Source organism: Pseudomonas sp. Pseusp18 (assembly GCF_059506005.1).
The window spans coordinates 4,487,139-4,507,416 of the sequence record NZ_CP169240.1 but is presented as its reverse complement, the minus strand read 5'-3'; the positions used below and the strand labels follow the sequence as shown (position 1 = coordinate 4,507,416).

Genomic DNA, 20,278 nt, shown 5'->3' with positions numbered 1-20,278 from the left:
TTCTCTCAACGAATTTGTGGGCCGATGAATCGGCTCTTGGCTTCAACGTGGACGCTGGCGTCATCGGCATCCTTGAGGATGAATTTCACCTCGTTGGTGCTTGACGGCAGTTGCTCCGGTGAGCTGGACAACTCGACCGGCTGGCTGAAAATTTCCCCGGCCGCGACTTTGATCTCGCGCTTGCCTTGCAGCTTGAGGTCCGGCAGGCCGGTGGCTTCGAGCACGTAGGTGTGGTCGCGCTGATCCTTGTTCATGATCTTCAGGCTGTAGACGTTTTCGATCCGGCCTTCGGCGTTCTCGCGGTACAGCACGCGGTCCTTGCTGACATCGAAACCGACCAGCGAGCGCATGAAGAACGCGGTCACCAGCAACGCGATCATGGTCAGCAACACCAAGGCGTAGCCGATCAGGCGCGGGCGCAGTTTATGGGTTTTTTGCCCCGACAGGTTGTGCTCGGTGGTGTAGCTGATCAGGCCGCGCGGGTAATCCATCTTGTCCATGATGCTGTCGCAGGCGTCAATGCAGGCCGCGCAGCCGATGCATTCGATTTGCAGGCCGTCGCGGATGTCGATGCCGGTGGGGCAGACCTGGACGCACATGGTGCAGTCGATGCAATCGCCCAGGCCCTGAGCCTTGTAGTCGATGCCTTTCTTGCGCGGACCACGGCTTTCGCCACGGCGCGGGTCGTAGGAGACGATCAGCGTATCCTTGTCGAACATTACGCTCTGGAAGCGTGCATAAGGGCACATGTAAATGCACACCTGTTCGCGTAACCAGCCGGCGTTGCCGTAGGTGGCGAGGGTGAAGAAACCGACCCAGAAATACGACCAGCCATCGGCTTCACCGGCGAAGAAGTCGATCACCAGTTCACGAATCGGCGAGAAGTAGCCGACGAAGGTCATGCCGGTCACGAAGCCGATCAGCAGCCACATCGTGTGCTTGCTGAATTTGCGCAGGAATTTGTTGGCACTCATCGGCGCCTTGTCGAGCTTGATGCGCTGGTTGCGGTCGCCTTCGGTGACCTTTTCGCACCACATGAAGATCCAGGTCCAGACGCTTTGCGGGCAGGTGTAGCCGCACCAGACCCGACCGGCATACACGGTAATGAAGAACAGGCCGAAGGCGCTGATGATCAGAATGCCCGAGAGCAGGATGAAATCCTGGGGCCAGAAGGTCGCGCCAAAAATGAAGAACTTACGCTCCGGCAGGTTCCACCAGACGGCCTGATGACCGCCCCAGCTCAGCCACACCGTGCCGAAATACAGCAGAAACAGTGCGGCACCACCCGTCATCCGCAGGTTACGGAACAGACCGGTGAAGGCGCGGGTGTAGATCTTTTCTCGAGAGGCGTAGAGGTCGACGCTGTTGTTCGCGTTCTTGGCAGGTGGAGTGACGTCGTGTACCGGAATCTGATTGCTCATCATTGCATCCCACGGCAGTGGAAAAATGCCTCGGTCAGTACGTGCCGACCGCGGTCAAAAAGAGGTGTTGCAGTGGCGCAATGATACGCCTGTAGCTCTAACTCAAGGGTGCGACCTTTGGTCACGTTGGTGGAAATCAACTGACAGTGTAATGACTTGAATCAATTGACTTGTGAATTATGGACGGTTACGCGAGTGTTGGCGCTCAATCGGCCCATGGATTGATCAGGGCAACACCACTGGATTGAAAATCGCTGATGTTACGGGTGACCACTGTAAGGCCATGAACCAGCGCGGTCGCTGCGATCAGGGCGTCGCTTTCGTTGGCGCGGTCCGGAACATGCAGGCTGGCACAGCGTAGCGCCACAGCGGCGTCGACCGGCAAGATTCTGGCATCGAAAGCCGGAATGACATGTCGCTTCAGCCACGCACGCAAAACCTTCCCTTGCGCGGGGTCACGTCGCTCCATTCGTAATACCCCTGTCTCCAGTTCCTTCAAGGTAATGGCCGAAATAAACATACGTGGTGCGATGACACTTTTGGCCCAGGCGACGACGTTTACATCGGCCTGGGGTTTGCGTAGTTCAGAAATCACGTTGGTGTCGAGTAGAAACATCAGGACAGGTCCACGGGGCGATGAATGATCACGGCACGCTCGGTTTCGAATTCGATGTCGGCTGCTTCTGGCATCACCAACAGATCGACGATGTTGGCGTTTATGCCAGTCAATTTTTGGTACTCCTCAATGCTTAGCAGTACGTGAGCGGGCTTGCCACGGTCGGTGATGATAACCGGCCCCTGACGCGTGGCTTTTTTGGCACTACTTGTGTCCTGATTGAATTTACGGCTGGAAATGGTGGTGATGGCCATCATGGTTGACCCTCTTGAAAGTACTTTGTAGAAACGTTACTACTCGGCAGGTCGTATCGCAACCTCATGGGTGACGGGTCCGCTACCACTGGTCGGTAGGGGGCAGGCAAGAGTGTCTAAAACAAAACGGCCCCGCCAATTCTCATTGGCGGGGCCGTTTTTTGCTTCAAGCATTTGCCTTACTGGGCGTCTGCCACCGGCGCTTTCTCACCGTGAGAGAGGCTATAGACGTAAGCGGCCAACAGGTGAACCTTGTCGTTGCCTTGCAGCTGTTCTTGCGCAGGCATCTGGCCCTGACGGCCGTAACGGATGGTCTGCTGCAGTTGAGCGAAGCTCGAACCGTAGATGAACGCTGCCGGGTGAGTCAGGTTAGGGGCGCCCATGGCCGGGGTGCCTTTGCCTTCCGGACCATGGCAAGCCACGCAGTTGGCAGCGAACAGCTTCTGGCCGGCAACCGGGTCAGCCTTGGCGCCTTCCGGCAGTTTGCGGCCATCGAGGCTGGTCAGCACGTAAGCGGCAACGTCGCTGACGCCTTGTTCGCCGATCACTTCGGCCCAGGCCGGCATCACGGCGTGACGACCGCCCATGATGGTGGTCTTGATGGTTGCCGCTTCACCGCCCCAGCGCCAGTCGGCGTCGGTCAGGTTAGGGAAGCCATAAGCGCCCTTGGCGTCGGAACCGTGGCAGACCGAGCAGTTGGAGGCGAACAGGCGGCCACCCATCTTCAGGGCTTGCGGGTCCTTGGCGACTTCTTCGATTGGCATGGAAGCGAACTTGGCGAAGATCGGGCCGAACTTGGCGTCCGACCTGGCCATTTCCTTTTCCCACTCGTGGACGCCGGTCCAGCCGGTCTGGCCGTTGGCGAACGCGGTCTGCTTGTCGTTATCGAGGTAGCTGTAACCCGGCAGCAGGCCTTTCCAGTTACCCAGGCCCGGGTACAGGACCAGATAGCCAAGGGCGAAGATGATGGTGCCCACGAACAGCATGAACCACCATTTTGGCAGTGGGTTGTCGTACTCCTCGATCCCGTCGAAGGAGTGGCCGACCGTCTCGTCGGTCTGCTCGGCGCGCTGGCCCTTGCGGGTGGACAGCAGCAGCCAGGTCAGGGCGAAGATGGTGCCGAGACTGAGGACTGTGACGTACAGACTCCAGAACGTAGTCATTCTTTGTTACTCCTAGAAGCTTGCTCGACGTGCTTGATGGCTTCGGGATCATCCGCGAAAGGCAGCAAGGTCGCGTCTTCAAACTCCGACTTGCGCTTGGGGCTGAATACCCACAACGCCAGACCGATGAAGGCCACCATCACAACAACGGTGCCCAGGCCACGAATCATCCCGATATCCATCTAAATCACCGTTTGCTTTTGATGATGGTGCCCAGGCCTTGCAGATAGGCCACCAGCGCGTCCATTTCGGTTTTGCCCTTCACAGCATCCTTGGCGCCGGCGATGTCTTCGTCGGTGTAAGGGACGCCGAGCGTGCGCAAGACTTCCATTTTCTTGGCGGTGTCTTTGCCGTCGAGCTTGTTTTCCACGAGGAACGGGTAAGCCGGCATTTTCGACTCGGGCACCACGTTGCGCGGGTTGTACAAGTGCGCACGCTGCCAGTCATCGGAGTAACGACCGCCGACACGGGCCAGGTCCGGACCGGTACGCTTGGAACCCCACAGGAACGGGTGGTCCCAGACGCTTTCACCGGCGACCGAGTAGTGGCCGTAGCGTTCGGTTTCAGCGCGGAACGGGCGGATCATCTGCGAGTGGCAGCCGACACAACCGTTGGCGATGTAGATGTCGCGGCCTTCCAGTTCAAGGGCGGTACGAGGCTTCATGCCCTCGACCGGCTTGTTGGTAACGTCCTGGAAAAACAGCGGAACGATCTGGGTCAGGCCGCCGATGCTGACGGCGATAACCATGAAGAAGGCCAGCAGGCCAATATTCTTCTCGACTGCTTCATGCTTCATCAGTGAGCTCCAACTACAGCAATCTTGGCGGCGGCTTCAGCTTCAGCCGGGTCCGAGGCACGAACGGTACGGAACACGTTGTAGGCCATCAACAGCATGCCGCTGGCAAAGAACGCGCCGCCCAGGGCACGAACGATGAAACCAGGGTGGCTGGCTTGCAGCGCTTCCACGAACGAGTAGGTGAGGGTGCCGTCGTCGTTGATTGCACGCCACATCAGGCCCTGGGTGATGCCGTTGACCCACATCGACGCGATGTACAGCACGGTACCGATGGTCGCGAGCCAGAAGTGCGCGTTGATCAGGCCGGTGCTGTGCATTTGTGCACGGCCGAACAGTTTCGGGATCATGTGGTAGATGGCGCCGATCGAGATCATCGCTACCCAGCCCAAGGCGCCGGCGTGTACGTGGCCGATGGTCCAGTCGGTGTAGTGCGAGAGCGAGTTGACGGTCTTGATGGCCATCATCGGGCCTTCGAAGGTCGACATGCCGTAGAACGCCAGCGACACGACCAGGAAACGCAGGATCGGGTCGGTGCGCAGCTTATGCCAGGCGCCCGACAGGGTCATCATGCCGTTGATCATGCCGCCCCAGCTCGGAGCCAGCAGGATGATCGACATCGCCATGCCTAGGGACTGAGCCCAGTCCGGCAGTGCGGTGTAGTGCAGGTGGTGCGGACCGGCCCAGATGTACAGGGTGATCAGCGCCCAGAAGTGCACGATCGACAGGCGATAGGAGTAGATCGGACGCTCGGCCTGCTTCGGCACGAAGTAGTACATCATCCCCAGGAAACCGGTGGTCAGGAAGAAGCCCACGGCGTTGTGGCCGTACCACCACTGGATCATCGCGTCGGTCGCACCCGCGTAGGCCGAGTAGGACTTGAACAGGCTGACCGGCAGCGACATGTGGTTGACGATGTGCAGCATCGCGGTCACGACGATGAAGGCACCGTAGAACCAGTTACCGACATAGATGTGCTTGGTCTTGCGCTTGACGATGGTGCCGAAGAACACCAGACCGTAGGTGACCCAGACGATGGCCAGCAGAATAGCCAGGGGCCATTCCAGTTCCGCGTATTCCTTGGTGGTGGTGAAACCCATCGGCAAGGTCACGATCGCGCCGACGATCACCGCTTGCCAACCCCAGAAGGTGAAGGCCGCGAGGCTGTCGGAGATCAGTCGCGTTTGGCAGGTTCGCTGCACGACGTAATAAGAAGTGGCAAACAGAGCACAACCACCGAAGGCGAAAATCACCAGGTTGGTGTGCAACGGGCGTAAGCGTCCAAAAGTCGTCCACGGCAGACCGAAGTTCAATTCCGGCCATACGAGCTGTGAGGCGATGAAGACACCAAGCCCCATGCCAAGGATCCCCCAGACCACCGTCATGATGGCGAACTGGCGGACTACCTTATAGTTATAAGCAGTCGGACTGATTGCTGTGCTCATTCTAAGGTTCCACGGTTTGGGTGTTTTATTAGGAGTAAAAATCGGCCGCAAGTATGGAGAAAGCGGGGGGTCATTGCAACGCGCCATGACCTGGGTCAATGCTTTCAAAACCTGATTCTGCGGCCTTTCCATGCGCCGCGTAAGGACAAAATTGCCCTCTGACAAAATGTCGCAGCGGATGAAAAAGGCGAGGGGTTCAAGTCAGATGTAACGGGGTGTGTTCAAACGTAACGATCGAGGGACAGACGGCAATTTGCGCGACAGCCGGTATCTACCAGCCTTTGCGGCCTGTCATCGAACAGAATCGTCGAACACATCGGGTAAAATCGACCTGGAACCGACTCATGCCAGTCCGCACCGAGCAAGCTTAGACCCGAATCTGGTGAACCGAAAGGAAGGGGAACGGGAGGGTGCGACAATGGGTCGCAAAGAGGCAGGGAACTGCCGCATTCCGCAGAATGCGGCAGCAGAGCGGTCAAAAATTATTCGCTTTTGCCTTGTGCCTGCAAACGCTCGGTGCCGACTCCGTGGGACAAGCTGTACACATAAGCGGCCAGCAATTGCACCTTGTCGTTGCCCAGCAGTTCGTTTTGCGCCGGCATGTGGCCCTGGCGACCATGGCGAATAGTCTGTTGCAGTTGCGCCAGGCTGGTACCGTAGATAAAACCGGCCGGGTGCGTCAGATTCGGCGCGCCCATGGCTTCAGTGCCCTGGCCGTTTGCCCCATGACAGGCTACGCAGGTGGTGCTGAACAGTTGCTGTCCGGCTTGCACGTCGGCACCACTGTCGGCTGGCAGCGGCAGGCCGGCCAATTCGTGACGCACGTACGCGGCGACGTTCTTCACCCCGGTCTCACCCAACACTTCACCCCAGGCCGGCATGGCCGCCATCCGGCCACCCATGATGGTGGTCTTGATGGTCTCGGCACTGCCGCCCCAGCGCCAATCGCTGTCGGCCAGGTTGGGGAAGCCGAACGCGCCCTTGGCATCCGAGCCGTGGCACACCGAGCAGTTGGAGGCGAACAGGCGGCCGCCCATTTTCAGCGCTTGCGGGTCTTTCGCTACTTCTTCCACCGGCATTGCTGCGAATTTGGCGAAGATCGGCCCGAATTTGGCGTCCGCCTTGCTCATCTCCTTTTCCCATTCGTGCACGCCGGTCCAGCCGTTTTCATAACCGGGCAGGATGCCTTTCCAGTTGCCCAGGCCCGGATAAAGAATCAGGTAGCCGACCGAGAACACCAGGGTGCCGGCGAACAGCATGAACCACCACTGCGGCAGTGGGTTGTCGTACTCCTCGATGCCGTCGAAGCTGTGGCCCATGGTCTGGTCGACGCTGCCCTTGGTTTCGCCCCGGCGAGTGCCGATCAGCAGCCAGGTCAGGCCGATCAGGCTGCCGATGGTCAGTACGCAGATCCACGCACTCCAGAAGGTGGTCATGGCCGGGCACTCCTTGTTGTTGCAGATTCTTGGGTAGTTTCGGGTTGCGGCTCGTCAGCGAACGGCAGCAGGCGCGCTTCGGCGAATTGCGGATTGCGCTTGCTGTTGAACACCCACAGGGTCAGGCCGACGAAGGCCACGAACACCACGACTGTGCCGAGGCCGCGGATCAGGCCTGTGCTCATATCAATGACCATGACTCACCTCTTGCTCTTGATGGCAGTGCCGAGCACTTGCAGGTAGGCGACCAGCGCGTCCATCTCGGTCTTGCCCTTGAGCGAAGCGACTGAGCCTGCAATGTCTTCGTCGGTGTACGGCACGCCGAGGGTGCGCATGGCGCGGATCTTGGTTTCGGTGTGGCTGCTGTCGAGCGGGTTGGCCACCAGCCATGGATACGCCGGCATCTTCGATTCCGGCACCACGTTGCGCGGGTTGTACAAGTGCGCGCGGTGCCAGTCTTCGGAGTAGCGCCCGCCGACTCGCGCCAGGTCCGGCCCGGTGCGCTTGGAGCCCCAGAGGAACGGGTGATCCCACACGCTTTCCCCGGCTACCGAGTAATGGCCGTAGCGTTCGGTTTCGGCGCGGAACGGGCGGATCATTTGCGAGTGGCAACCGACGCAGCCTTCGCGGATGTAAATGTCGCGACCTTCCAGTTGCAGCGCGGTGTAGGGCTTCATGCCTTCCACCGGTTTGTTGGTCACGTCCTGGAAGAACAGCGGGACGATCTGGGTCAGGCCGCCGATGCTCACGGCGAACACCATCAGCAACATCAGCAGGCCGACGTTTTTCTCGATTGTTTCGTGTTTCATGGCGGACTCCTCAGGCGATCTGCGCGGCAGCGACGGCTTCGGCAGGCTGCGAGGCCCGCACGGTGCGCCAGGTGTTGTAAGCCATCAGCAGCATGCCGCTGAGGAAGATCGCGCCGCCCACCAGTCGCACGATGAAGCCAGGATGGCTGGCCACCAGGGTTTCGACGAAGGAGTAGGTCAGCGTGCCGTCCTCGTTGACTGCGCGCCACATCAGGCCCTGGGCGATGCCGTTGACCCACATCGAGGCGATGTACAGCACGGTGCCGATGGTGGCGAGCCAGAAGTGCGCGTTGATCAGGCCGATGCTGTGCATCTGCTCGCGGCCGAAGACTTTCGGGATCATGTGGTACAGCGCACCAATGGAAATCATCGCCACCCAGCCGAGCGCGCCGGCGTGAACGTGGCCGATGGTCCAGTCGGTGTAGTGGGAGAGGGCGTTGACCGTCTTGATCGCCATCATCGGCCCTTCGAAGGTCGACATGCCGTAGAACGCCAGGGACACCACCAGGAAGCGCAGGATCGGGTCGCTGCGCAACTTATGCCAGGCACCCGACAGGGTCATCATGCCGTTGATCATCCCGCCCCAGCTCGGCGCCAGCAGGATCAGCGACATCACCATGCCCAGCGACTGCGCCCAGTCCGGCAGCGCGGTGTAGTGCAAGTGGTGGGGACCGGCCCAGATGTACAGGGTGATCAGCGCCCAGAAGTGCACGATCGACAAGCGATAGGAATACACCGGGCGTTCGGCCTGTTTCGGCACGAAGTAGTACATCATTCCGAGGAAACCTGCGGTGAGGAAAAAGCCTACGGCGTTGTGGCCGTACCACCACTGCACCATGGCATCGGTCGCACCGGAGTACAGCGAGTAGGACTTGGTCAGACTCACCGGCAATTCCAGGTTGTTGACGATATGCAGGATTGCCACGGTGATGATGAATCCACCGAAGAACCAGTTACCGACATAGATGTGCTTGGTCTTGCGCTGCATGATCGTGCCGAAGAACACGATGGCGTAGGCCACCCAGACGATGGTGATCAGGATGTCGATCGGCCATTCCAGTTCGGCGTATTCCTTGGAACTGGTGTAACCCAGCGGCAGGCTGATCGCCGCCAACAGGATCACCAGTTGCCAGCCCCAGAAGCAGAACGCGGCGATTTTCGGCGCAAACAATCGAGTCTGGCAGGTACGCTGTACCGAGTAGAACGAACTGGCGAACAACGCGCAGCCGCCGAAGGCGAAGATCACCGCGTTGGTGTGCAGCGGGCGCAACCGGCCGAAACTGGTCCATGGCAGATTGAAGTTGAGTTCGGGCCAGACCAACTGGGCGGCGAGAAAAACCCCGAGCCCCATGCCGACGATGCCCCACACCACCGTCATAATGGCGAATTGGCGGACCACCTTGTAGTTGTAGGCGGTACTGATAGAAGTGTTCATGGTTCCCCATCCACGGTTCAGCCGAAGTGAGGGCCTGTCTTTGCGAGTAAGCCGCAAGGCAGACGCTCCCTTCGCCTGGAGTTATAGGCAGACTAAAAGCGAGGCAAGCATGGACAAACAGCACAAGGCCAGTATTGACGGGGATCAATGGGCGCAGTGCGTGCGGGATCACGGATGGCTGTGGAATGCCGCCTCGGTGCCGGCCTCGGCGACACTGATTCTCGCCCATGGCGCCGGTGCGCCGATGGACAGCGGCTGGATGAGCGACATGGCTGCACGCCTCGCCGATCAAGGCGTCAACGTATTGCGCTTCGAGTTTCCGTACATGGCCCAGCGGCGAGTGGACGGCGGCAAGCGCCCACCGAATCCAGCGCCGAAGTTGCTGGAATGCTGGCGCGAGGTGTACGCCGTGGTGCGACGCCATGTCACTGGGCGTCTGGCCATTGGCGGCAAGTCCATGGGCGGGCGGATGGCCAGTCTTTTGGCCGATGAGCTGGAAGCGGATGCGCTGGTGTGCCTCGGTTATCCGTTTTATGCCGTCGGCAAACCGGAGAAACCTCGGGTTGAGCATTTGGCTGCGCTAAAGACACGGACGTTGATTGTGCAGGGCGAGCGCGATGCGCTGGGCAATCGTGAGGCCGTTGAGGCTTATACGTTGGCGCCGGGTATCGAGGTGTTCTGGCTGGAGGCGGCGGATCATGATCTGAAGCCGTTGAAAGCTTCAGGGTTTACGCATGAGCAGCATTTGGACGCGACAGCGAAGAAGGTCGCCGGGTTTCTGTGAGAAGCAAGATCAAAAGATCGTCCGAACGCGGCCCGAGCCTTCGGCAGCTCCTACGGGGTGTACGCCGTTCAAATGTAGGAGCCGGCGCAGCCTGCGATCTTTTGACTTTGTTGTCAGCGGTTAAACCGCTCCACCAACGAATACTGTGTATTCGCGGTTTTGGTCAGTTCTTCACTCAGCAGCGCCGAGTTCTGTGCCTGTTCCGAGGTCTGGTCTGCCAGTTGTGAGATGTTGCTGATGTTGCGGCTGATTTCTTCGGCCACCGAACTTTGCTCTTCGGTCGCGGCAGCGATTTGGGTGGTCATGTCAGTGATGTGGGCCACCGCTTCGCTGATGCCCACCAGCGCCTGATCCGCTTCCAATACCCGCGCAACACCTTCTTCAGCCTGGCGATGACCGGCCTCCATGGTTTGTACCGCCGTGCTGGCGGTTTGTTGCAGCTTGGCGATCAGGGCGTGGATCTGCCCGGTGGATTCGCTGGTGCGCTGCGCCAATTGGCGCACTTCGTCGGCCACCACCGCAAAACCACGGCCCATCTCACCGGCACGTGCGGCTTCGATCGCAGCGTTCAAAGCGAGCAGGTTGGTCTGGTCGGCAATACCTTTGATCACATCGACCACGCCACCGATTTCGTCGCTGTCCTTGGCCAGTTGCGTAACGGTCAGGCCGGTTTCACCGACCACCACCGACAGGCGTTGGATGGCTTCGCGGGTTTCGCCGGCAATGTCGCGACCGCGCCCGGTCAGGCGATTGGCTTCCTGAGTGGCGTCGGCGGTGCGCTGCACGTGACTGGCGACTTCCTGAGTGGTAGCGGCCATCTGATTGACGGCGGTCGCCACTTGCTCGGTTTCGACGCGCTGACGTTCCAGGCCGGTGGAGCTGTTGTGGGCCAGGGTGTCGGACTGTTTCGCTTGTTCGTTCAGATGCTCGGCGGTGTCTTGCAGGCGCGTCAGGCAGGTTTTCAGGCGAGCTTCCTGGCTGAGAATGGACATTTCCAAGCGTGCCTGGGCACCGCGGCTGTCGGTGTACATCTGCGCGATCAGCGGGTCGGACGTGGTCTGTTCGGCCAGGCGCAGCAAACGCTTGATGCCGCGCTGTTGCCAGCTCAAGCCCATCAAGCCCAACGGCACCGAAAGACCGGCGGCGAGGGCGAAGCCCCATTGCGACGTCAGGGTGGCGCCGATCATGAAGCTCAACTGGCTGACCAGAATGAACGGCAGCCAGTCCTGAAGCACCGGCAACCACTTATCCCTTTGAGGAACGGCTGACTTGCCCTGATTGATGCGTTGGTAGAGCGCTTCGGCACGGCGGATCTGCTCGGCGGTGGGCTTGACCCGCACCGACTCGTAGCCGATCACCTGATTGCCTTCGAACACCGGTGTGACATAGGCGTTAACCCAGTAGTGGTCACCGGTCTTGCAGCGATTCTTGACAATGCCCATCCATGGCAAGCCTTGTTTCAGTGTGCCCCACATGTGCGCGAACACCGCAGCCGGGACGTCGGGATGACGAACCAGGTTATGCGGCGCACGGATCAGTTCCTCACGCGAAAACCCGCTGATTTCGATGAAAGCATCGTTGCAGTAGGTGATCATGCCCTTGGCATCGGTGGTGGAAATCAACCGTTGCTGCGCCGGGAAGGTCCGTTCGCGTTGTGTAATGGGCTGGTTGTTACGCATGGCTTTTTCAATCCGCAAGGCTTTGATGGTGTATCGGCATCGTCAGGCATTTATTGAAGTTTTTTTTCAATAAATCAGTAACGCGTCGCAAAACGACCGCTGCGTCATCATCCCGCGAGCATCGGATACGTGAACAAGCCGAAATGCAGCAGATTCAAACCAAAATGGGTGGCGATGGCGGCGGCCAACCCACCGAAACGGTAAGCCAGGCCATAGCCGACACCGGCCAGGCTGGCCAGTAACACCCATTGCCAGCCTGCGCCCAGATGAACGAGGCCAAATAGCAATGATGCGAGCACCAGCGCGAGGCTTTCGCCATAAGGCAGGTGTTTGAACTGCCGGCTCAGACCGCCCTGGATGTAGCCGCGAAACAGCGCTTCTTCCACCAGCGTCACCAGCAACAGATTGTTCAGCATCCACAGCCAGGCCTGATCCGGCCATTTCGGTGCCCAACTGATCACGCCCAGCAATAGCGCACCACCCAGAGCCAGTACGGCACTCACGGTCAGGGCGAGGGCGGTGGCATACACGGACAGGCGCAGGGAGCGCCGGCCGATAATCCACGGACAAACCAGCAACAGCCAAAAGCCGATCAGGGGTTTGTCCTGATTCAGGTACATGGCGAACCGCACGGCATCGTCGGTGAAACGCAGGGGATCGATAGCGCGACCGTTGTAGAAACCGGGAAGCCAGTGTGTCGCCAGCGCCACCGCCAGGACGATGAACAAGCCGTGGCCGAGGTGGCGGCCGAGGGGAATCTGTTGTTGGCGAACGGCGAAACCGGCGATCAGCAGTAACCCGAAAGAAATGGCAGCCAGCCAGCCGAGATGGCCGTAGATCAAAGCCAGGCTGTAGCCGAGCGAGAGAAGTGCCAGATAGATCCATGGCAGAGCGATCATTTGAAGTCCTTGAGGGCGGAGGTGCCTGTTTTCTTGGGGCGCGCAATTATAGAGACATACGTCGCCCAAACAAAAACACCGCCCGAAGGCGGTGTCGTTGTCAGCTGGCTGTTACGAGGCAATCAATTGCCGCAACACGTAATGCAAAATCCCTCCGGCCTTGAAGTACTCCACCTCGTTCAGCGTATCAATCCGGCACAGCACCTCGACCTTTTCCTTACTGCCGTCTTCACGGGTGATGACCAGTGTCAGGTTCATCCGCGGAGTCAGTTCGACGCCCGTCAGGCCAAGAATGTCCAGGGTTTCCTTGCCGGTGAGGTTCAGGCTTTTGCGGTTCTGATCCAGCTTGAACTGCAGCGGCAACACGCCCATGCCCACCAGATTTGAACGGTGAATCCGCTCGAAGCTTTCTGCGATGACGGCTTTGACCCCCAGCAGGTTGGTGCCCTTGGCCGCCCAGTCACGGCTCGAGCCGGTGCCGTATTCTTGCCCGGCAATCACCACCAGCGGCGTGCCCGACGCCTGGTAACGCATGGCCGCGTCGTAGATCGGCAGCTTCTCCCCGGTCGGAATGTAAATCGTGTTGCCGCCTTCTTCACCACCGAGCATTTCGTTGCGAATGCGGATGTTGGCGAAGGTGCCGCGCATCATCACTTCGTGGTTGCCTCGACGCGAGCCGTAGGAGTTGAAGTCCCGCGGTTCCACCCCTTGCTCACGCAGGTAACGGCCGGCAGGGCTGTCGACCTTGATGTTGCCGGCGGGGGAGATGTGGTCGGTGGTTACCGAATCGCCGAGCAGCGCGAGGACTTTCGCTCCTTCGACATCCTTGACCACTGGCGCAGGGCCGCCAATGTCATCGAAGAAGGGCGGATGCTGGATATAGGTCGAATCGTTGTTCCAGACATAAGTTGCCGCCTGCGGCACTTCGATGGCTTGCCACTGCTCGTCGCCGGCGAACACTTCGGCGTACTCCTTGTGGAACATCGCGGTGTTCACCTGAGTCACCGCGTCGGCGATTTCCTTGGTGCTCGGCCAGATGTCTCGCAGGTAAACCGGGTGGCCGTCCTTGTCGTTACCCAAGGGCTCAGTGCTGATGTCGATGCGCACCGTGCCGGCCAATGCATAGGCGACGACCAGGGGCGGGGAGGCCAGCCAGTTGGTTTTCACCAGCGGATGCACACGGCCTTCGAAGTTGCGGTTGCCCGACAGCACCGAGGCGACGGTCAGGTCAGCTTTCTGGATGGCTTTTTCGATCGGCTCCGGCAACGGCCCGGAGTTGCCGATGCAGGTGGTGCAGCCATAACCGACCAGGGCAAAGCCGAGTTGGTCGAGGTAGTGGGTCAGGCCGGCTGCCTTGTAGTAGTCGGTGACCACTTTCGAACCGGGGGCCAGCGAACTCTTGACCCAGGGTTTGCGCTTGAGGCCTTTTTCCACGGCTTTTTTTGCCAATAGTCCAGCCGCCATCATCACGCTGGGGTTGGAGGTGTTGGTGCAGGAGGTGATCGCGGCAATCACCACCGCACCGTTTTTCAGCCGATGCGTATGGCCTTCGTGGGCGTAGTCCGCTTCACCGATCAGATCGGCGTTGCCTACCGCGACGCCACCGCCGCCCTCACTTTCGAGGCGACCTTCTTCCTTGCTGGTCGGTTTGATTTGCAAGCCGAGAAAGTCGGTGAACGCTTGCGCGACATTCGGCAACGAGACACGGTCTTGTGGGCGTTTCGGCCCGGCGAGGCTGGCCTCGACGCTGCCCATGTCCAGGGCCAGGCTGTCGGTGAACACCGGCTCTTTGCCAGGTAGGCGCCACAGGCCTTGAGTCTTGCTGTAGGCCTCCACCAGTTTCACGGTTTGTGCTGTGCGGCCGGACAGGCGCAAATACTCCAGTGTCACTTCGTCTACCGGGAAGAAGCCGCAGGTGGCGCCATATTCCGGAGCCATGTTGGCAATAGTTGCGCGGTCGGCCAGCGGCAGGTCGGCGAGGCCGTCGCCATAGAACTCGACGAATTTGCCGACCACGCCTTTCTTGCGCAGCATCTGGGTGACGGTCAGCACCAGGTCGGTGGCGGTGATGCCTTCCTTGAGCTTGCCAGTGAGTTTGAAGCCGATCACTTCCGGAATCAGCATCGACACCGGTTGGCCAAGCATCGCCGCTTCCGCTTCGATCCCGCCGACGCCCCAGCCGAGTACGCCGAGGCCGTTGATCATGGTGGTGTGGGAATCGGTGCCGACCAGGGTGTCGGGGAAGGCATAGGTGCGGCCGTCCTCATCCTTGGTCCAGACGGTGCGACCCAGATATTCAAGGTTTACCTGGTGACAGATGCCGGTGCCCGGCGGCACCACGCTGAAGTTGTCGAAGGCGCTCTGGCCCCAGCGCAGGAAGGCGTAACGCTCGTGGTTGCGCTGCATTTCGATGTCGACGTTCTGTTCGAAGGCGCTACTGCTGGCGAATTTGTCGACCATCACCGAGTGGTCGATCACCAGGTCCACCGGCGACAGCGGATTAATGCGCTGCGGGTCGCCACCGGCCTTGGCCATGGCGGCGCGCATGGCGGCCAGGTCGACTACGGCCGGGACACCGGTAAAGTCCTGCATCAATACCCGCGCGGGGCGGTATTGGATTTCGCGGTCGGAGCGACGCTCCTTGAGCCAGGCGGCAATCGCCTTGAGGTCGGCGCCGGTGACGGTTTTCTCGTCCTCCCAGCGCAGCAGGTTTTCCAGCAACACTTTCAACGACATCGGCAGCTTGTCCAGATCGCCCAGGCTCTTGGCGGCTTCGCGCAGGCTGAAATAGTGATAGGTCTTGTCGTCGACTTGTAAGGTTTTAAGGGTTTTCAGGCTATCGAGGGACGGCATTGAAATGACTCCTTTAAGTCCACACGGCTACGGACTGAGGGAAGGGCAGAGGTTTAAACCTAGTCCTGTTTGGTGCTTAAGGCTAATAACTGGACCCTAAGGGCAAGTCCAAGGTTCCGAACTCGGCTATCATGCGCCGGTTTTCGTGACAGGCTTTGCTTCAACGCAAGTCTGGGCATCGCGCAGTGGCGCAATTTTTCCGCCAACTGCCCAGGAGTAAGAATGAACACCCTCTTTATGCATTGCCGGCCGGGCTTCGAAGGCGAAGTCTGTTCCGAGATTTCCGAACATGCCGCGCGGCTGAACGTGGCCGGTTATGCGAAGGCCAAGACCGCCAGCGCCTATGCCGAATTCATCTGCACCGAAGAAGACGGTGCCGAGCGCCTGATGCGTGGCCAGCGTTTCGCCGACCTGATCTTCCCGCGCCAGTGGGCCCGCGGGATCTTTATTGATCTGCCGGAAACCGACCGCATCAGCGTGATCCTCGCGCACATGGCGGACTTCCCGCTGTGCGGCAGCCTGTGGCTGGAGATGGTCGACACCAACGATGGCAAAGAGCTGTCGAACTTCTGCAAGAAATTCGAAGTGCACCTGCGCAAGGCGCTGATGGCGGCCGGCAAACTGGTGGAAGACGCCAACAAGCCACGGCTGTTGCTGACCTTCAAGAGCGGCCGCGAAGTGTTCATGGGGTTGGCGGAGTCGAACAACTCGGCGATGTGGCCGATGGGCATTCCACGCCTGAAGTTCCCCCGTGAAGCGCCGAGCCGTTCGACGTTGAAGCTGGAAGAGGCCTGGCATCACTTCATTCCCCGCGACCAGTGGGATGAGCGTCTGCACAGCGACATGACCGGTGTCGACCTCGGCGCCGCCCCTGGCGGCTGGACCTGGCAACTGGTCAATCGCGGCATGCTGGTGACCGCCATCGACAACGGCCCGATGGCCGAAAGCCTGATGGATACCGGTCTGGTGCAGCACTTGATGGCCGACGGTTTCACCTTCAAGCCCAAGCAGCCGGTGGACTGGATGGTCTGTGACATCGTCGAGAAGCCGGCGCGCAACGCGGCGATGCTGGAAGAATGGATTGGCGAGGGGCATTGCCGGGAAGCGGTGGTCAACCTCAAGCTGCCGATGAAACAGCGTTATGCCGAAGTGAAGCGCTTGCTGGAGCGTATTGCCGATGGGTTCAAGGCGCGGGGCATTCGGGTTGAAATCGGCTGCAAGCAGCTGTATCACGACCGTGAAGAAGTGACCTGCCATTTGCGCCGGCTTGACGTGAAAAAACCGAAATCCCGCTGATACACCCGAATTAATGTGCGGACTTGTGTGGCGAGGGAGCAAGCTCCCTCGCCACATACCCGGCAATGCGCGACAATGCCGGCAAGTTTCAGGAGTAAACCATGAGTGAAATGATCGATACGCCGGTTGACGGCACCCTCGACGCCACCGGCCTCAATTGCCCGGAACCGGTGATGATGCTGCACCAGCACATCCGTGATCTGGTGCCCGGCGGCCTGCTGAAGGTGATCGCCACTGACCCGTCGACCCGTCGCGACATTCCCAAGTTCTGCGTGTTCCTTGACCACGAGTTGGTGGCGCAGCACGAAGAGGCAGGCACCTACCTGTACTGGATCCGCAAGAAACTCGCTTAACGGGCACAAAAAAAGGGCCTGCATAGCCAGCTGCATAGCCAGGCCCTTTTTTGCGCTCGCTTAACCGGCCGAACGGCTAATGCGGATCCGCTTGCGTGCGCTGCGCGCCAGGCGGATCGACAGCATCAGCGCCGCGCAACTCAAGCCGACGATCAAGCCCTGCCACAGCCCGCTCGGGCCGCTCGGCGCACCGAACCAATCGGTCAGGCCCAAGGCGTAACCCACCGGCAAACCGATGCCCCAATAAGCGAACAGCGTCAGGATCATCGTCACTCGCGTGTCTTGATAGCCGCGCAGTGCACCGGCCGCCGTCACCTGGATCGCATCGGAAAACTGGAACAGCGCCGAGTACACAATCAGCATCGCGGCCACGTGAATCACCGTCGGGTCGGCGGTGTAGATCGCGGCGATGGGTTCACGCAGCAACAGCATCATGCTTGCGGAAATACACGCATAAGCCAGTGCCGTGCCCATGCCGACTCCGGCGGCGAAGCGTGCTTCGCGTGGTTCTTCACGGCCCAGTGCCTGGCCGACCCGCACGGTCACGGCCATGCCCAGGGAGTAGGGGATCATGAACACCAGTGAACTGAAATTCAGGGCGATCTGGTGCCCGGCGACCACCGTGGCGCCGAGGCTGCCGATCAGCAGGGCGATCACGGCAAAGATGCTCGACTCGGCGAAAACGGCGATGCCGATCGGCAGGCCGATGCCCAGCAAGCGTTTGATCACCGCCCACTGGGGCCAGTCGAAACGGCTGAACAACTGGCTCGACTGATAGGCCGGCGCCCACCGTTCCCAGCCGGCCATCCCCAGCGCCATCACCCACATCACGATTGCCGTGGCCCAGCCGCAGCCGACACCACCCATCGCCGACACACCAAAGTGACCATAGATGAAGATGTAATTGAGCGGAATGTTCAGCGTCAGCCCGCACAAGCCAAGGACCATGGCCGGACGCGTGCGACCCAGGCCATCACTGAAACAGCGCAATACGTGATAGAACGCGACGGCGGGCAGGCCGCTGGCGATGCCGTGCAGGTACTGCATGCACGGGCCGATCAGCTCGGGATCGACCTTCATGATATGCAGGATCGGTTCGGCGCTGAACAGCAGGCCGGTCGCCATCAAACCCACCACCAGCGCCAGCCACAAGGCCTGACGCACGATCGGGCCAATCTCGCTGTGAGTGCCGGCACCGAAGCGCTGGGCGACTTTCGGGGTGGTGGCCAGCAGCGTACCGGTCATCAACAGAAACACCGGCACCCAGATCGAGTTGCCTAACGCGACGGCCGCAAGATCGCGAGGCCCGACCCGTCCCGCCATCACCGCATCGACGAAGCCCATGGCGGTGGTCGCCAGTTGCGCGATCATGATCGGCAACGCCAGGCCGAGCAGGTTTTTCAGCTCCAGGCGAACCCGGGCCGGGCGGTTGAGGGAAATAGCGGCGGTGTGATCAGTCACGGAATTCAAGGCGAAACGTCCAAAGGATTTTGATGCGCGAGGCGGCGCATTCTACGCCTTGACGCAATGGTCAGGAAAAATCCTGTGTTACCGATTTGTAAATGGTTTCGAACGTTGCGACATTCTCTGTGGCGAGGGGGCTTGCCCCCGTTCGGCTGCGAAGCAGTCGCCAATCCATTGCACCTGGTGTGTCTGTAGTTGCACGCGCAGCTTCAAGGGGGCGCTTCGCAGCCCAACGGGGGCAAGCCCCCTCGCCACAGGGGCGGTGCTGTCTCATCACTTCGAGCTGCGCAATGCCCGCTGGCCCATGACGGTCATCTGCGCCTAAACTGCCGGTCCGCCAAAGGAGCCTGCCATGTTGATTGTTGCCGACGAAAATATCCCGCTGCTCGATGCCTTCTTCGAAGGTTTCGGTGAAATCCGCCGAGTGCCGGGACGTTCCATCGACCGCGCCACTGTCGAGCAGGCCGATGTGCTGCTGGTGCGCTCGGTGACCAACGTCAACCGTGCATTGCTCGAAGGCAGCAACGTGCGCTTTGTTGGCACGTGCACCATCGGCACCGATCATTTGGACCTGGACTACTTTCAGCAGGCCGGCATCACCTGGTCCAGCGCGCCAGGCTGCAATGCCCGGGGTGTGGTCGATTACGTGCTGGGCAGTCTGCTGACCCTGGCCGAAATCGAAGGAGTCGACCTGGCTCAGCGCACTTACGGCGTGGTCGGCGCTGGCGAGGTGGGCGGGCGGCTGGTCAAGGTTCTGCAAGGCCTGGGTTGGAACGTGCTGGTTTGCGATCCGCCACGGCAAGCCGCTGAAGGGGGCGATTACGTCAGTCTCGAGCAGATCATCGAGCAATGCGATGTCGTCAGCCTGCACACGCCGCTGGACAAACAGGGCCCTCAGGCAACCTGGCATCTGTTCGATAAAAACCGTTTGAACCAACTCAAACCCGGCACCTGGCTGATCAACGCAAGTCGTGGCCCGGTGATCGACAACGCCGCCCTGCGTCAGGTGCTGTTGCAGCGTGAAGATCTGCAAGCGGTGCTGGATGTCTGGGAGGCTGAGCCTGAAGTCGATGTAGCGCTGGCGGAGTTGTGTGTCATCGCGACGCCGCACATTGCCGGCTACAGCCTCGACGGCAAACAGCGCGGGACGGCGCAGATCTATCAGGCGTTTTGCAAATTTCTTGGGCAACCGGAACAGGTCAGCCTGAACGATTTGCTGCCAGCGCCATGGCTGTCGGCTGTTACGTTGAATGCTGATACCGATCCGGCCTGGGCGCTGGCGATGTTGTGCCGTGGCGTGTACGACCCGCGCCGTGATGACGCGGATTTCCGTCGCAGCCTTGTAGGCAATGTGAGTGAACAGCGTGCGGCGTTCGATGCGCTGCGCAAGCATTACCCGCTGCGGCGTGAGATCGATGGATTGAAAGTGCGGATTGACGGGGATTCGCCGGCGTTGCAGCAGATCGTGGCGGCCTTGGGCGCAACCTCGGCCTAGCAAACTGACCGGACCCCTGTAGGAGCTGCCGAAGGCTGCGATCTTTTGATCTTGCTTGTAATCCTCGGAAATCAAAAGCCAGG

The 20,278-nt window shown here is 60.1% G+C and carries 19 protein-coding genes; 4 read left to right on the top strand and 15 right to left on the bottom strand.

What is annotated here, in order from left to right; translation table 11 throughout:
* Nucleotides 1-5: 5 nt before the first annotated feature.
* From ccoG to ccoN (ACEN9A_RS19985), 11 genes are all read right to left on the bottom strand, one after another.
* On the bottom strand, nt 6-1,421 hold the full coding sequence (ccoG, locus tag ACEN9A_RS20035; RefSeq protein WP_258670154.1) for a cytochrome c oxidase accessory protein CcoG: 1,416 nt from the start codon (nt 1,419-1,421) through the stop codon (nt 6-8).
* A 205-nt stretch (nt 1,422-1,626) separates the two neighbouring features.
* Nucleotides 1,627-2,037 (bottom strand): type II toxin-antitoxin system VapC family toxin, encoded by a 411-nt coding sequence (locus tag ACEN9A_RS20030; protein ID WP_258670152.1) that lies wholly within the window; start codon nt 2,035-2,037, stop codon nt 1,627-1,629.
* Nucleotides 2,037-2,291 carry a type II toxin-antitoxin system Phd/YefM family antitoxin gene (locus ACEN9A_RS20025; RefSeq protein ID WP_258674205.1) on the bottom strand — a complete coding sequence of 85 codons (255 nt, stop codon included), beginning with the start codon at nt 2,289-2,291 and terminating at the stop codon, nt 2,037-2,039. The genes ACEN9A_RS20030 and ACEN9A_RS20025 overlap by 1 nt, the downstream gene beginning before the upstream one ends.
* A gap of 179 nt (nt 2,292-2,470) precedes the next feature.
* Nucleotides 2,471-3,454, bottom strand: a complete 984-nt coding sequence (gene ccoP, locus ACEN9A_RS20020; protein ID WP_258670150.1) for a cytochrome-c oxidase, cbb3-type subunit III — start codon at nt 3,452-3,454, stop codon at nt 2,471-2,473.
* Nucleotides 3,451-3,636 carry a CcoQ/FixQ family Cbb3-type cytochrome c oxidase assembly chaperone gene (locus ACEN9A_RS20015; RefSeq protein WP_003175465.1) on the bottom strand — a complete coding sequence of 62 codons (186 nt, stop codon included), beginning with the start codon at nt 3,634-3,636 and terminating at the stop codon, nt 3,451-3,453. Before ACEN9A_RS20015 ends, ccoP (ACEN9A_RS20020) begins: the two co-directional genes overlap by 4 nt.
* Before the next feature lie 5 nt (nt 3,637-3,641).
* Entirely contained in the window at nt 3,642-4,250 is a 609-nt protein-coding gene (ccoO, locus tag ACEN9A_RS20010; RefSeq protein ID WP_018925301.1) for a cytochrome-c oxidase, cbb3-type subunit II, read from the bottom strand.
* Nucleotides 4,250-5,692, bottom strand: a complete 1,443-nt coding sequence (ccoN, locus tag ACEN9A_RS20005) for a cytochrome-c oxidase, cbb3-type subunit I (protein WP_007942208.1) — start codon at nt 5,690-5,692, stop codon at nt 4,250-4,252. Before ccoN (ACEN9A_RS20005) ends, ccoO (ACEN9A_RS20010) begins: the two co-directional genes overlap by 1 nt.
* 482 nt (nt 5,693-6,174) lie before the next feature.
* On the bottom strand, nt 6,175-7,128 hold the full coding sequence (gene ccoP, locus ACEN9A_RS20000) for a cytochrome-c oxidase, cbb3-type subunit III (RefSeq protein WP_018925302.1): 954 nt from the start codon (nt 7,126-7,128) through the stop codon (nt 6,175-6,177).
* Nucleotides 7,125-7,325, bottom strand: a complete 201-nt coding sequence (locus tag ACEN9A_RS19995; RefSeq protein ID WP_018925303.1) for a cbb3-type cytochrome oxidase subunit 3 — start codon at nt 7,323-7,325, stop codon at nt 7,125-7,127. Before ACEN9A_RS19995 ends, ccoP (ACEN9A_RS20000) begins: the two co-directional genes overlap by 4 nt.
* A gap of 3 nt (nt 7,326-7,328) precedes the next feature.
* Nucleotides 7,329-7,937 carry a cytochrome-c oxidase, cbb3-type subunit II gene (gene ccoO / locus ACEN9A_RS19990; RefSeq protein ID WP_007942211.1) on the bottom strand — a complete coding sequence of 203 codons (609 nt, stop codon included), beginning with the start codon at nt 7,935-7,937 and terminating at the stop codon, nt 7,329-7,331.
* A 10-nt stretch (nt 7,938-7,947) separates the two neighbouring features.
* The gene (ccoN, locus tag ACEN9A_RS19985; RefSeq protein WP_007942213.1) at nt 7,948-9,372 is read right to left on the bottom strand and encodes a cytochrome-c oxidase, cbb3-type subunit I; all 1,425 of its coding nucleotides are present in this window, start codon (nt 9,370-9,372) and stop codon (nt 7,948-7,950) included.
* Between the two features lie 109 nt (nt 9,373-9,481).
* On the opposite strand from ccoN (ACEN9A_RS19985), the gene ACEN9A_RS19980 reads away from it, so the two are divergent.
* A complete protein-coding gene (locus tag ACEN9A_RS19980; RefSeq protein ID WP_258670145.1) occupies nt 9,482-10,156 on the top strand; it encodes an alpha/beta family hydrolase in 675 nt (224 codons plus the stop codon).
* Between the two features lie 113 nt (nt 10,157-10,269).
* Here ACEN9A_RS19980 and ACEN9A_RS19975 read toward each other — a convergent pair whose 3' ends face one another.
* From ACEN9A_RS19975 to acnA, 3 genes are all read right to left on the bottom strand, one after another.
* The gene (locus tag ACEN9A_RS19975; protein ID WP_019579905.1) at nt 10,270-11,835 is read right to left on the bottom strand and encodes a methyl-accepting chemotaxis protein; all 1,566 of its coding nucleotides are present in this window, start codon (nt 11,833-11,835) and stop codon (nt 10,270-10,272) included.
* A gap of 107 nt (nt 11,836-11,942) precedes the next feature.
* Nucleotides 11,943-12,734 (bottom strand): CPBP family intramembrane glutamic endopeptidase, encoded by a 792-nt coding sequence (locus ACEN9A_RS19970; protein ID WP_019648296.1) that lies wholly within the window; start codon nt 12,732-12,734, stop codon nt 11,943-11,945.
* A 111-nt stretch (nt 12,735-12,845) separates the two neighbouring features.
* Nucleotides 12,846-15,587 (bottom strand): aconitate hydratase AcnA, encoded by a 2,742-nt coding sequence (gene acnA / locus ACEN9A_RS19965; protein WP_258670141.1) that lies wholly within the window; start codon nt 15,585-15,587, stop codon nt 12,846-12,848.
* Between the two features lie 222 nt (nt 15,588-15,809).
* Here acnA and rlmM point away from each other — a divergent pair, with 222 nt between their 5' ends.
* Nucleotides 15,810-16,883, top strand: coding sequence for a 23S rRNA (cytidine(2498)-2'-O)-methyltransferase RlmM (rlmM, locus tag ACEN9A_RS19960; RefSeq protein ID WP_258670139.1), 1,074 nt, complete (start codon nt 15,810-15,812; stop codon nt 16,881-16,883).
* A 101-nt stretch (nt 16,884-16,984) separates the two neighbouring features.
* Nucleotides 16,985-17,236, top strand: coding sequence for a sulfurtransferase TusA (gene tusA / locus ACEN9A_RS19955; protein WP_007907805.1), 252 nt, complete (start codon nt 16,985-16,987; stop codon nt 17,234-17,236).
* A gap of 60 nt (nt 17,237-17,296) precedes the next feature.
* Here the strand turns inward: tusA and ACEN9A_RS19950 are convergent, their stop codons facing one another.
* Nucleotides 17,297-18,706 (bottom strand): MATE family efflux transporter, encoded by a 1,410-nt coding sequence (locus tag ACEN9A_RS19950; protein ID WP_258670138.1) that lies wholly within the window; start codon nt 18,704-18,706, stop codon nt 17,297-17,299.
* A gap of 346 nt (nt 18,707-19,052) precedes the next feature.
* On the opposite strand from ACEN9A_RS19950, the gene pdxB reads away from it, so the two are divergent.
* The gene (gene pdxB / locus ACEN9A_RS19945) at nt 19,053-20,195 is read left to right on the top strand and encodes a 4-phosphoerythronate dehydrogenase PdxB (protein ID WP_258670137.1); all 1,143 of its coding nucleotides are present in this window, start codon (nt 19,053-19,055) and stop codon (nt 20,193-20,195) included.
* The last annotated feature ends 83 nt before the right edge of the window (nt 20,196-20,278 follow it).

Coding starts and splice junctions, on each gene's coding strand:
- ccoN (WP_007942208.1), bottom strand. CDS start 5,692: ATGAGCACAGCAATCAGTCCGACTGCTTATAACTATAAGGTAGTCCGC.
- acnA (WP_258670141.1), bottom strand. CDS start 15,587: ATGCCGTCCCTCGATAGCCTGAAAACCCTTAAAACCTTACAAGTCGAC.
- ACEN9A_RS19995 (WP_018925303.1), bottom strand. CDS start 7,325: ATGGTCATTGATATGAGCACAGGCCTGATCCGCGGCCTCGGCACAGTC.
- ccoO (WP_007942211.1), bottom strand. CDS start 7,937: ATGAAACACGAAACAATCGAGAAAAACGTCGGCCTGCTGATGTTGCTG.
- rlmM (WP_258670139.1), top strand. CDS start 15,810: ATGAACACCCTCTTTATGCATTGCCGGCCGGGCTTCGAAGGCGAAGTC.
- tusA (WP_007907805.1), top strand. CDS start 16,985: ATGAGTGAAATGATCGATACGCCGGTTGACGGCACCCTCGACGCCACC.
- ACEN9A_RS20015 (WP_003175465.1), bottom strand. CDS start 3,636: ATGGATATCGGGATGATTCGTGGCCTGGGCACCGTTGTTGTGATGGTG.
- pdxB (WP_258670137.1), top strand. CDS start 19,053: ATGTTGATTGTTGCCGACGAAAATATCCCGCTGCTCGATGCCTTCTTC.
- ACEN9A_RS20025 (WP_258674205.1), bottom strand. CDS start 2,291: ATGGCCATCACCACCATTTCCAGCCGTAAATTCAATCAGGACACAAGT.
- ACEN9A_RS19980 (WP_258670145.1), top strand. CDS start 9,482: ATGGACAAACAGCACAAGGCCAGTATTGACGGGGATCAATGGGCGCAG.
- ACEN9A_RS19975 (WP_019579905.1), bottom strand. CDS start 11,835: ATGCGTAACAACCAGCCCATTACACAACGCGAACGGACCTTCCCGGCG.
- ccoP (WP_258670150.1), bottom strand. CDS start 3,454: ATGACTACGTTCTGGAGTCTGTACGTCACAGTCCTCAGTCTCGGCACC.
- ACEN9A_RS20030 (WP_258670152.1), bottom strand. CDS start 2,037: ATGTTTCTACTCGACACCAACGTGATTTCTGAACTACGCAAACCCCAG.
- ccoN (WP_007942213.1), bottom strand. CDS start 9,372: ATGAACACTTCTATCAGTACCGCCTACAACTACAAGGTGGTCCGCCAA.
- ACEN9A_RS19970 (WP_019648296.1), bottom strand. CDS start 12,734: ATGATCGCTCTGCCATGGATCTATCTGGCACTTCTCTCGCTCGGCTAC.
- ccoG (WP_258670154.1), bottom strand. CDS start 1,421: ATGAGCAATCAGATTCCGGTACACGACGTCACTCCACCTGCCAAGAAC.
- ccoP (WP_018925302.1), bottom strand. CDS start 7,128: ATGACCACCTTCTGGAGTGCGTGGATCTGCGTACTGACCATCGGCAGC.
- ccoO (WP_018925301.1), bottom strand. CDS start 4,250: ATGAAGCATGAAGCAGTCGAGAAGAATATTGGCCTGCTGGCCTTCTTC.